A 12,070-nucleotide genomic window follows, 5' to 3' on the forward strand; every position below is an offset into this window, starting at 1 on the left:
GTCTAGTTTATTGTATAATGATGGGAGTGAAACAAAAACAAATGAAAAAATTTATTTTGGCAGTTATCTTTATAACTCTTTTGTCTGCCCTTTCGATAGATTTTCAACAACCTCTTTCTACCCAAGCTGCAGCACAGGTATATTTAGTTGATTTAGCCGATGATGGATCAACTGGTACCAGTCCTGTTTGTGATGCAACGGATAATGATAACTGTAACTTTAGACAAGCTGTTCAAGATGCAATACTTAGCGATGAAGATGTTATCATTTCTTTTGCGTCAGATATTTCAGAGATTGAGTTGGGTGATGTTAGTGGGGACTCTTCAGTAGACAGCCTATCGAATTTTATCAATACTGACCATTCAATCACTATTGATGGTGGAAGTAATAAAGTCGCTATTAGTCCTGTAAGTGGAACCTATACGCACTTTTTACAAATTGGTTCGACAGGTACCAACTCTACTAACAATATTATTAAAAATCTTACCATTACTGGCTTTCCCAATGGTATTATTATCTATGGAGACAATAATCGTGTAGATGATACCACTTTGCATGGCAATGCTTTGGGTGATACTTGTGATAATACTGGGCAAGTGGGTATTAGTGTCCGTGGTAGAGCTGGTGACACGGTGAATTCGGGAACAATCATTAGTAACAATGATATTGGCTGTTTTAGAAAGGGAATCACTGGTCGAGTGGTTAGTTCTTTATTGATTACGAATAATGATATAGAGGGAAACACTTCTTTGGATGACGAGATCTCGCCGTCGATAGATGATAATGAATGTTACACCGCTGGTATTCAGCTATTATCTGGTGAAGATGATGTTCGAATCATCGGCAACGATATTAAAGACAATGGTTCCCTACTTGCTGATCAAACTGGAGATTGTGTTTCAGTGGCGCCTTTTTTGAGTGCGGGAATAGTTATTGGTGTTGAAGGTGAAGAAACGTCTATAAATAAGGTAATAGTGGAAAACAATCTTATCTCTGGAAATATTGGTACTGGTATTGCTTTGATCGCCAGCTCCCAAAATCAAATTCTCGAAAATACAATTGAGTCTAATGGTGACAATGGAGATGATTTGTCAGATCCTACAGATGACATTGGTAATGGTATTGCCCTTTTATGTGCCACAGAAACTATCGCGGGTGCTAGTGACAATCTCATTTATCAGAATACTATCAATAATAATGCCGATAATGGCATATTTATTGCTCAAGATTGTACTGAAGATGATGAAGGTAATCACTTCAATATTCTTCTGGAAAATAGCATTTTTGAAAATGGTAGCACTGCAACTGGAGCATTATTGGAGAATGATGGTATTGGAATAGACTTACAAAGTAATGACGATCTTCAGGCTGGATCTTATAGCAATCAAAACACTAACATTTCTACCAATGATACAGATGATAGTGATGAGGGGGGGAATGCTGTTGTCAATGCTCCGGTGATCACTAGTGCTACATTTGATGAGCCTACTGGTATATGGACCATCTCAGGCACGGCAGATAATGCCGGATCTGGTGCAATAATAGAACTCTATGGCATAGCATGTGTTGATGTATTGGTAGAGTCAACTTGTGATATTGATGATACCGATGCTACAGGTTATGGTTTCGGTTCAGGAGAAAACTATCTGGGTCGCACTATTGTGGCTGATGAAGAGGGGCCTTTTAGTTGGACAATGGATATTCCATTATCTGCAGGTTTCCCAGGCGGTTTACTCACTGCCACTACTACTTCATTAGATGATGATATTGATTGTGCTGGAATATTTCCTTTGGTAATTGCTGATTTGATTGCCGAAACAGGTGCTGGCGTATCGCCATGTCATACTTCCGAATTCAGTGCCAATTTCTTAGCGCAAAACTTAAACACTGTTGCTATATTCAATAAGTTTGCGGCCCTAGCCTCTGTGGCCCAAGGAGGAACGCAAACCTTTTTGTTCTCTTTCAATAATGCTGGTACTGAAGCAATATCTTTACTGACTTTGACTGATGTTTTGCCTGATGGCCTTACTTATGTACCTGATAGCTGTCGTTGGCAACTAAACTTTACTCCCTCAACTGAAGGTGACAGCAACTGTTCTTTTGTCTCAGATGATATCGATTTGGAAGATTTCACGACCTTGCTGCCTATAGAATCGATCTACGTTGTTTTCGACGCTGCTGTTGATTCTGATGCAACTATTGGTGCTCGTACCAATACAGGATCGGTGCTCTTTGGTGAAGATGCTATTGAGGCTGAGTCTACTGCAGATTTTACTATCACAGCTACTGCTGCTGAGGAATGTTCCACACCAGATGTAACTCCCAATGCCACCTTCACCATAGATGAAGACGAGCATGATGAGACTTTGACTACCACTCCACATACTGCTGAGTTCGCTAATACAACTCCTACTACAGGCAATGATCCGATCACCTATCGCTGGTTACTCGATGGTGAGGAAATCGCTAATGGTACTGATGTGGCTGATGCGACTCAATCAATTGCATTGACTGCTGGTACTCATACAGTAACGCATATCGTTAGTGATTGTGATGGGGATATTGTAATTGATAGCGTCTATATTACCGTTACGGCTAGCACCACTACCACTACTGCAGTGACATTAAGTAAAACTATATCTCCCGCGAGTAACTTGCGCAATGGAGATCTTGTCACCGTCGACTTAGGGGTTTCTAACCTTGTTACTAGCAATACTATTACTGCACTTACACTACATGATACATTCACGGGACTAAGTCCTGTTGTGCCAGTGTGTACCTTTGCTATTGATGCTTTACCGATTGCTACCTCAAGTAGTTGTTCAGTGACAGCTGGCGGTAATATTTTGTTAACACTGCCCTCGGGAGGATTACAGGCTGGGCATAAGCTTCATATTCGCTATCTTACTACGGTAGTAGGTAGCCCTGGAAACTATACTAATTCATTAAGTCTGGTGAGCTCTACTCCTACCGTAGCTTCTGCTCCAGCTCAGGTATCTGCTCAGCATGCTGTTATTGCTACTACGCAAGCTTGCTCTGGGAACACTACCGTGGATGCTGAACTTACCTTAAACACTCAATTAACCACCGAGCTTTCTTATGAAGCTAGTGCTAGTGGCATCTTCACCTTTGCTAATAGTAGTACTACTGGTGACGGTACAATTGTGTACCGTTGGTTCCTCAATAACCAATTGCAACCAGAAAGTGGCAACTCACTAGTTCGTACTCTTGCCACTCAAACCACAGTGACATTACTCAAGCAGGATTGTAATGGTAGTGTGGATAGTGATACTGTCACACTCACCTTCCCAGGTTCTACCCCAACTGCTACCGAAGGTGGACCATTCAGCGTAGTAAAAACTACTACCGATGGTAAGGATATGTATTCACTAGCCGCGGAGCAAATAAGCTATCAAGTACAAATTACTAATCTTGATTCTGCTGCCCATGTTTATAACTTTAGAGATACAATTCCTGCCGGTTTTCTAGCTACTGCTCAAATCACAGACTTAGCTGGAGGTACCAATGCCACCACCGGTAGAGAAATTACTATTAATAATATTACTTTAGCCTCAGGCGAAGTGAAAACAGTTCGTTATCTATTATCCCTAGAAGACAAATCGGATTTTCCCTTAGATAGCTTTAGCTTGGATGCTGACGCTGAAGAAGATGATAATGACTTTTATATTACTGCGGTTGAAGAATCCGACATTTCTACTGAAGGTAATGATCACGATGATGAGGAAGATATTACTGAAGCTCCAGATGGCAAGTTCGTTTCCCTGGGTGATGATGGCAGCATTGTCGTAGATACTGGTGAGGACAAAGTAATCGTCAATGGCTCTGGAGTAGATTTCGCCCTATTCCAAATTAATAATCATATTGATGATGCTGATAGTGAAAGTGAAGCTTATAAAGTCTCTGTGTCACAAGACGGCGATACTTTCGTTCGTATTAGTGGTGATGGTGCTTATGATTTAGGCAAAACACAATTAGCTTGGGCTCGCTATGTAAAAATTGAAGATAAAAGTAGCGAGGTACAGCCTAAGGCTCCAGGTGTCGATTTGGACGCTGTATGTATTTTGAATATTGGTGTGCCAGTGGAAAATAATGCTCGAGTCACTTCAGGTTCTGTGAATCATAATTCCCAAAGTTTAGTTTACCTTGATGTTACTTCAGCCTTTGATAATCGATTGAAAAAGAGTGATTGTGAAGAGGAAGAAACAATAACAAAAGTAGCCCGCACTCTTGAATTGGTGCCACCTTCATTGCCAGCTCCATCAGCACCTATTGTTCCCACTCCTGTACCACAAACTGAATTGCCAAAGACAGGATCGGAAAGTTTATTAATTGGTGCCATATTGAGTATATCTGCTCTATTAGCACGACGATTGCAAAAACAGAAAAAATAGTTATTGTATAGTTCCTCAATTAGGGGCCTTTTATCTAGAGGATTCTTGACGCTAGCTTCTTAGCACTCTATAATTCCGAGTGCTAAGGGGTTTTAACCTCGAAAGTAGCCTTAACTTTAATATTTTTCTATGGCTCAAAAAGTCAAGATCATTCCTTTAGGGAATCGTGTTGTAGTGCGTCCTCTTGGGCGTGAAGAGGTAACAATGTCAGGTATTGTATTGCCTGATACGGCGAGCAAGGAGCGTCCTCAGCAAGGAGAGATTGTTGCTGTAGGTGAGGGGAAACGTAATGAGAAGGGAGACTTGATTGCTTTGACTGTTAAGGTTGGGCAAAAAGTGCTTTTTACCAAATATGGTCCTGATGAAATTGAAATTGAGGGTGAAGAATACTTAGTATTGAAAGAAGATGACATTTTAGCTGTTTTAGAGTAATTATTTAATCTTTAACCTTAAACTTTTTATGGCAAAGCAAATTTTATTTGATACAGATGCACGCACAAAATTACTGTCTGGAGCTTTGAAGCTCGCTCAGGCCGTGCGTATTACTATGGGGCCTAAAGGTAGAAATGTAGTATTTGAGAAAAAGTATGGTGCTCCGGTAAATACTAATGATGGTGTCACCATCGCTAAAGAAATTGAATTAACTGATCCATTTGAAAACATGGGGGCTCAATTGGTCCGCGAGGCAGCTACCAAAACTAATGATGCAGCTGGTGACGGTACCACTACTGCGACTGTTTTAGCTGTAGAATTAATTCGCAGCGGTCTTTCTTTAGTAAGTGAAGGTGCCAATCCGGTATCAGTGAAAAATGGTATTCATAAGGCAGTACAAAAAATTGTTGATCATTTGCAAAAAACCGCAAAAAAAGTAACCACTAAGGAAGAAATTGCCCAAATTGCAGCAATATCAGCCGCAGATCCTGAAGTCGGTAGCTTGATCGCAGATGTAATGGATAAGGTTGGTAAGGATGGTGTGGTAACTGTGGAAGCAGGTCAGACATTTGGTCTTTCCCAAGAATATGTGGAGGGAATGCAGTTTGATAATGGCTATATTTCTCCTTATATGGTCACTGATCCTACTCGTATGGAAGCGGTGATGGAAAATCCTGTTATTTTAATTACCGACAAAAAGATTAGTAGTATCCAGGATATTCTTCCTGTGCTCGAACAAGCAGCTCAGGCAGGCAAAAAGAATTTTGTCATTATTGGCGAAGATGTCGATGGTGAAGCTTTGGCAACCTTGATTGTCAATAAACTACGTGGGACATTCCACTCTTTAGCAATCAAAGCTCCAGGTTTCGGAGATCGTCGCAAGGCAATGCTTCAAGATATTGCTATTTTGACTGGTGGCAAAGTTATTTCAGAAGAAATTGGACTTAAATTAGCTAGTGCCCAATTAGCCGATCTAGGCCAAGCAGCAAAAGTCATTTCTACCAAAGACAAGACTATTATTGTTAGCGGAAAAGGAGAAAATGCCGAAATTGAAAAACGTGTTGAGCAAATAAAAGCAGAAATTCAGAATACTAAGTCGGACTATGATAAAGAGAAGTTGCAAGAACGCTTAGCAAAATTAGCTGGTGGAGTTGCGGTTATCCGTGTCGGAGCAGCTACAGAAGTAGAGCTCACCGAAAAGAAACATCGTGTTGAAGATGCTGTTTCTGCTACTCGAGCAGCTATTGAAGAGGGAATTGTACCTGGTGGAGGAATTGCCCTCTACAACGCAGCGGAAGCTTTAAAGGGCTTTAAATGTGATGATGAGAGTGAACAAATTGGTGTTAATATAGTTGGTCGAGCATTGTATTCTCCTATTAAACAAATTGTAGAAAATGCGGGCCAAGAATTTGCTCTAGTCATTAGTCGGCTCACCATGGAAAAAGAGAAAGGCGACAGTAGAGGCTACAATGCCGCTTCTGGCGAAATAGTTGATATGTACAAAGAAGGAATTATCGATCCCGCAAAAGTAGTACGTTCAGCATTACAAAATGCCGCTTCAGTAGCAGCAATGTTCTTGACTACTGGCGCAGCTGTCTGTGAATTGCCTGAAGAAAAGCCAGCAGCAGGTATGCCTGGTGGTATGGGAGGAATGGGTGGTATGGGCGGGATGGATATGTAAAAAGCAATACTGATTATTCAGTGTTTTCAAAAGAAAAAGGTCTAGGTAATGATACTGGGCCTTTTTTCTTTTGTGATGAATTATTTGTTCCTTATTTACAGTGCTCCGCTATCTTTGATTCCCTTTAAAATACTTATGATAGCCAATAAAATTGCAATACTTCCCACGATATAGCCTATATTAAGAACAGTAAGGCTCTGTTGATAAACACCGACCAATAGAAGTATGACAAAAATTACTTCTAGGGCCATCTTGAGCTTACCAAATGCATTAGCGCCGCGAATTTTGCCCTTCCATAGAGTGTAGAAAATAACGTTGAGCACAATCATAATCCCTTCCAAAAAAATAATCATGTATAAAGTCCAATGGTGTAAGGTGCTGGCTAAAAAAAACAGAACACTGCCAATCAAAAGTTTGTCGGCTAAGGGATCCAATAAGGTTCCTAATTCGGTAATTTGATTGGTATTTCTAGCCAGAGCACCATCCCAAAGATCAGTAAGTGCAGTGACGATAAACAAAAGTAATATACTAGTATTCCAAAAAGTATTAGGATCAGGAACATTGAGAAATAGTACCCACAATATAGTAGTGCCAATGAAGCGCAAGGCGGTAAGCACATTGGGTGTAATACCTAGCGCAACCCAGAGTTTATCAAAAGTCTTTGCCATAAATGCATCATCATACTTTTGAAAGTTATAAACAGCGTCTGATATACGGGCAAGCATTAAAATTTAGTTTACTTTTTAGACTTTTTTAAGCTTCTACTTTGCATCTCTGACTATAAATTCGTATGTTCATAGCAGCTTTGTTTTTACGTTACCATGAAAATTCTCTTCATTGAAGATGATAAAGAATTAGCTCTTTTGACCAAAAATCACTTAGGTGCTTTTCAAATGCATGTAGATATTGCTTATACAGGAGAAGAAGGGGTGCGACTAGTGAAAACTGGTTATTATGATGTTGTGTTAGTAGATTTGCTCCTGAATATTGCACTTAATGGCTTAGAAGTCATCCGCCATATTAGAAAGGTTGATAAATCTATTCCGTTAATTACAGTGACGGCATTACAAGATATCGAAACCAAGGTGAGCACATTTGCGGCAGGTGCTGATGATTATATCATTAAGCCATTTCATTTCCAGGAATTAGCGGCGAGAGTACACCGATTGTATCGCAGAATTAATCGTCCGTATCTTACTCAAGTTTCGTACCGAGGCTTAACCTATGATGTAGAGAGGCGTTGCATTCACTTTGATAAACAAAAAGTTTTTCTCAAAAATAAAGAAGCAACATTATTTGAATACTTTCTTCATCATCCAGAGCGAACATTAAGCAGAAATGAATTAATTAATTCAGTTTGGCATACTAGTGTGAATGAAAGTAGCAATGTTGTTGATGTTTCGGTACGAAAATTACGGCAAAAAGTGGATGAGAATCTTGGCCTCAAGCTTATTCATACCGTGCATGGTATGGGTTATCGCTTTGCTTTGTAGCTAGTACTTTTTCTTTTTATCCCAGCATAAGCGAATACATCCAATTCGCGAATAACTTGAATTTTTACTTCGCCAGAACGAACTGCATCACTTACTTGCACTGCAGCTACAATGTTTTGTGCTATTTCTTGAGCCTTTTGATCATCAGTTTTTTGGGCATCCACAAAGGCACGAATCTCTCTACCGGCTTGCATGACAAATGCTTTTTCTACACCATCCTGATTTAAAGCTGCTTCTTCCAATGTTTTCATACGTGCCAAGTATTCTTCCAAAGGCTCATGGTGACGTGCTCCTGGTCGCGCAGCAGATATGGCGTCAGCTAATTGCACTACTCTAGCCTCAACACTTCGATACGGTTCTATTTCGTGATGGGCAAAAATAGAATGCACAATATCGGGATGTAAATGGTATTCAAGGGCTATGTCTCTACCAATAGCATCATGAGCACCAGCAATATCAGCATCGATACCTTTACCGATATCATGTAGCAAACCACCAACAATACAAATATATGGATCACAACCAAGTTCTTCAGCAAACATTCTTCCTAATACGGCCACTTCAATAGAATGACGATAAATATTCTGACCAAAACTAGTACGATAATCTAATCTTCCTACCAATTTCATCAATTCTGGAGGGAAATCTTTGATACCTAGATAATCACATGCTTTTTTACCGATACGCAACATTCTTTGTTCAGTAAACTTTTGAGTTTCTAGTAAGGCTTGTTCTAAATGTAACTTGGTGTTTTTTTTCATTCTTTCTAATGCGCCTTTGATAATATATCTACGCCATAAGTCATAGCCAAATACGCGTACCCGATAATCAGCGCTATACTCTAATTTCAGTTCACTACCAAGAGATTTCTGTAAATGAATAATTTTGCTCATCTGTTCATCGCCAATAATGCGTTCAAATTCTTTGGCGGTAAATTCAATTTCAATAAGAGTTGGATCGCGAGTACTTTCGCCATTATATCGTTGGTGGATAACGTTCATGATTGCTTTCGCTTTGTCTTCGATGTGGTCCTCCATTACTAGTAAAGACTTTTCTAATCTTTGCTGTTGGACACTTTCTTCTGTCGTGCAATAGTGCTTTAAGTGTTTTTGCCATAGTTCACTACCGGAAAACTTAGCCGTCTTTTCTAAAGCTTCAATCTGCATTAGTTCTGTTTTCTGATAATTATCAATGTGTATTTCTCTTTGTTCTTGCTCAAGAGTAAAGAGCTTTCTTAGCTCTGCAAGGTTTTTTTCTTGAAGAAGTAACGATTCTTCATTATTCAATAACTTTTGTTCTTGATCTTCTAGAAGCTCTAGAGCACTTTTTTCTCTACTTTCAAATAAAGCCTGTTTGGCTCCCTGCTCACTCTGGGCCTTCTGATCGAGTAACTTCGCTCTAAGTTGGGCTTGCTCAATAATAGTCTTAGCACTGTGAGCGGTACTAGATAATGAACTTCTCTGAGTGCAATAGTTGATAAATAAGGCCACACCTACACCGATGCCTGTGCCAACAATTAGTCCCCATAAATCCATAACTTCGATCTTACAACATTTTTACTATATAGAAGATCATTCTATTGGCAAGAGAGCTAGAAAAATTATAGATTGGACCTGACCAGGAAAATACTCAAACATGAAGCTCCTAAAACTTTCACTAGTAATTTTGCTCGCAGCGCTGCCAATTTTAATTTATCGATATTCAAATGGTCAGTATCTCGAAATTATTTCATCAGCAGGAAAAAACGTTTTTCAGGTAGAATTAGCTACTACACCAAAAGAATTACAATTTGGCCTAATGTACAGAAAGGAGTTGGCTGATGATCAAGGGATGCTGTTTATATTTGAGCGTCCGGCCATACAATCTTTCTGGATGAAAAATACCTATATCCCTTTGGATATAATTTTTATTAGTGATGATTGGCGAATAATAAATATTGCGGAAAACTCTGGGCCTTGTTTGCTAGATCCGTGTACTATGTACTATTCATCAGGTCCTGCTAAATATGTATTAGAAATTAAGGCAGGTTTGTCGAAAGAGAAACAGATTCAAGTTGGGAATCAAGTATATTGGCCCCACTAGCTGTGGTTGAGCTTTTTCTTCCCTCTGATATAGAAGGTGTCTCTTCTGACACGGGGGACTCATTAGTTAATTTCTTCGTTTCATTAATCACTTCTTCAACTAACTTTAATTCAGGAGTTTCTGCTATTAGGGTTTCAGAAGTTGTTGGCATATCATTCAATCGTATCTCTTCATTAGTGTTCTGAGGATTGGCACCAATGTCGGGTGTGCCCAAACTAATGTCTTTTTTGGCAATTTCCTCTATTGATATTTCTCGTGCTTCGGCAGCAATTTTAATACTAGCTGCTTTTACCTCTTTTAGAGTAATAACCTGCTCTTGAGACGTGGCAATGATTTTTTGTTCCATCTCTTTGCGGACTTTACTATCCTCAATGCTTTTGGTGGCAATCAATGCCTGGGTATTATTACTGGTAATCGCTGCCAAGGTGTGGGGATCAACTTTTTGATTCTGTTGTACTTGTGTTTTGGCCTCTCGACTACGCTTAGTTGCTAACTCTAGATACATTTGAGCTTTATCTAATGGGCTTTGGGTGATCGCCAATGCCCAATTTTCTAAAGTGTGTTTTACAGGATAAAGTGTATTAAAGGTAGTTACTTCGTCACTGCGATAGGCATAAATAGTAGTTAGTCCTATCGAGCTTGCAATAATAACAGCTAGGGAGCCAAAGGCTACAGCTCGACTTAAACTGAGAAAGACACTACCCTGTTCTTTTCTGAGCTGCAGGTAGTGTCTCCATAAACGCCAACGTAAGCGTGCCTTAGCTAGAAATGGAGGGCGAAGTTTTGATAACTCCTTCAAATTGTTTTCGAGTGGTTGTTTGAGCATGAATCGGTGAGAATAAACTGAGTATTTTTTGCTTAAGTGTTTGCAGTGCGCGATGTACTAGTACCCTTACATTTCCTTCAGTTTTATTGAGAAAATGAGCTACTTCTTTGTTGCTCCAGTCGGAGAGAAATTTCAGCTTCAATACTTCTTGTTGGGTTGGTGGTAAGTAATCCAGGGCATATAGAGCATAGGCTGTATCCAGGCCGAGACTAAGCTCCGAAGCTAGTGTTTCTGGTGAAGCTAGAATATTACTGAGCGCATCAATATCTACCACTTCTTTATGTGAACGGTAGTAATCAATGATATGATTGCGTGCTATGGTAAAGATCCAATTTTTGAAATCCGCTTTCGCTTCCTGGTAGGTGTCGAACTTTTCTAATGCCTTAAGAAAAAGTTCTGATGTAAGATCAAAGGCTAGATCTTTATGCTTTCCAGTACGGAAGAACACGTATTTATACACTTGTTGAAAATACTGTTCGTAATACTGGGTGAAAGCTTTATAATGCTTAGAAGTAATCACTTGACCAGGCGTTAATAAGTACGACTAATTTGAATATTCGTTACACGAATTTCCACTCTAGAAAACGTGGTGTTCATGAACTGTTTTATAACCCACCAATTCTGCATCACTAAACCATAAAGGAACTTCGTGCTCGGCATCTTTGCTATCTCCTGAGGCATGGACAATATTGAAGACCACTTTTTCTTCTTTATCAGCATGGGCATAGCTAACATGAGAATAATCACCCCGAATAGTACCTGGTAGCGCTGCTCTTGGTTCTGTACTGCCAACAATTTTACGTACTACTTCAATAGCACCAATGCCTTCCAGGGCAATAGCAACTACTGGATGCTTGGAGAGAAGATCAGTAAGCAACTTTCTTACTTTTGCACCTCTGCGGAGTTCAATGTCCTCAGTATAATGTTTGCGAGCAAAGTCTTCGCTTACTTGGACAATTTTTAAGCCGACAATTTTCAGTCCAGCTCTTTCGAAGCGACTAATCACTTCACCAATAAGGCCTCTTTGTACGCCATCCGGTTTAATAAGCACTAAAGTTCTTTCCATAACAGGTAAACAGAAATTAATTTCACCAGCATACTAGCACGCTCCCAAGAGAATTGAAATGTGAAGGGAAAATCCATT

The 12,070-nt window shown here is 39.7% G+C and carries 10 protein-coding genes; 5 read left to right on the forward strand and 5 right to left on the reverse strand.

Annotated features, from left to right (window positions below; all coding sequences use genetic code 11):
* The first annotated feature begins 41 nt into the window (after positions 1-41).
* The 3 genes from HY817_00420 to groL all read left to right on the forward strand — a co-directional run bounded on the left by HY817_00420 (position 42) and on the right by groL (position 6,525).
* Positions 42-4,412, forward strand: coding sequence for a right-handed parallel beta-helix repeat-containing protein (locus HY817_00420; GenBank protein MBI4835702.1), 4,371 nt, complete (start codon positions 42-44; stop codon positions 4,410-4,412).
* A 129-nt stretch (positions 4,413-4,541) separates the two neighbouring features.
* A complete protein-coding gene (locus HY817_00425; protein MBI4835703.1) occupies positions 4,542-4,844 on the forward strand; it encodes a co-chaperone GroES in 303 nt (100 codons plus the stop codon).
* A 28-nt stretch (positions 4,845-4,872) separates the two neighbouring features.
* Positions 4,873-6,525 carry a chaperonin GroEL gene (gene groL, locus HY817_00430; protein ID MBI4835704.1) on the forward strand — a complete coding sequence of 551 codons (1,653 nt, stop codon included), beginning with the start codon at positions 4,873-4,875 and terminating at the stop codon, positions 6,523-6,525.
* 95 nt (positions 6,526-6,620) lie between these two features.
* Here the strand turns inward: groL and HY817_00435 are convergent, their stop codons facing one another.
* Positions 6,621-7,250: a CDP-alcohol phosphatidyltransferase family protein gene (locus tag HY817_00435; protein ID MBI4835705.1), complete on the reverse strand. Its 630-nt coding sequence runs from the start codon at positions 7,248-7,250 to the stop codon at positions 6,621-6,623.
* A 96-nt stretch (positions 7,251-7,346) separates the two neighbouring features.
* On the opposite strand from HY817_00435, the gene HY817_00440 reads away from it, so the two are divergent.
* Positions 7,347-8,018: a response regulator transcription factor gene (locus HY817_00440; protein MBI4835706.1), complete on the forward strand. Its 672-nt coding sequence runs from the start codon at positions 7,347-7,349 to the stop codon at positions 8,016-8,018.
* Here the strand turns inward: HY817_00440 and HY817_00445 are convergent.
* The gene (locus tag HY817_00445) at positions 8,000-9,553 is read right to left on the reverse strand and encodes an HD domain-containing protein (protein ID MBI4835707.1); all 1,554 of its coding nucleotides are present in this window, start codon (positions 9,551-9,553) and stop codon (positions 8,000-8,002) included. The two genes, HY817_00440 and HY817_00445, sit on opposite strands and share 19 nt — an antisense overlap.
* 100 nt (positions 9,554-9,653) lie before the next feature.
* Between HY817_00445 and HY817_00450 the strand changes: the two genes are divergently transcribed.
* The gene (locus HY817_00450; GenBank protein ID MBI4835708.1) at positions 9,654-10,100 is read left to right on the forward strand and encodes a DUF192 domain-containing protein; all 447 of its coding nucleotides are present in this window, start codon (positions 9,654-9,656) and stop codon (positions 10,098-10,100) included.
* Here HY817_00450 and HY817_00455 read toward each other — a convergent pair.
* From HY817_00455 to HY817_00465, 3 genes are read right to left on the reverse strand one after another with little or no spacing between them, the layout of a single operon-like run.
* Positions 10,036-10,899, reverse strand: a complete 864-nt coding sequence (locus tag HY817_00455) for a hypothetical protein (protein MBI4835709.1) — start codon at positions 10,897-10,899, stop codon at positions 10,036-10,038. The genes HY817_00450 and HY817_00455 overlap by 65 nt on opposite strands.
* The gene (locus tag HY817_00460) at positions 10,859-11,446 is read right to left on the reverse strand and encodes a sigma-70 family RNA polymerase sigma factor (GenBank protein MBI4835710.1); all 588 of its coding nucleotides are present in this window, start codon (positions 11,444-11,446) and stop codon (positions 10,859-10,861) included. Before HY817_00460 ends, HY817_00455 begins: the two co-directional genes overlap by 41 nt.
* A 57-nt stretch (positions 11,447-11,503) precedes the next feature.
* On the reverse strand, positions 11,504-11,992 hold the full coding sequence (locus HY817_00465; protein MBI4835711.1) for a nucleoside-diphosphate kinase: 489 nt from the start codon (positions 11,990-11,992) through the stop codon (positions 11,504-11,506).
* Between the last annotated feature and the right edge of the window lie 78 nt (positions 11,993-12,070).

The organism is Candidatus Abawacabacteria bacterium (assembly GCA_016207805.1).
Taxonomy (GTDB): Bacteria; Patescibacteriota; Gracilibacteria; order RBG-16-42-10; family RBG-16-42-10; genus JACQZO01.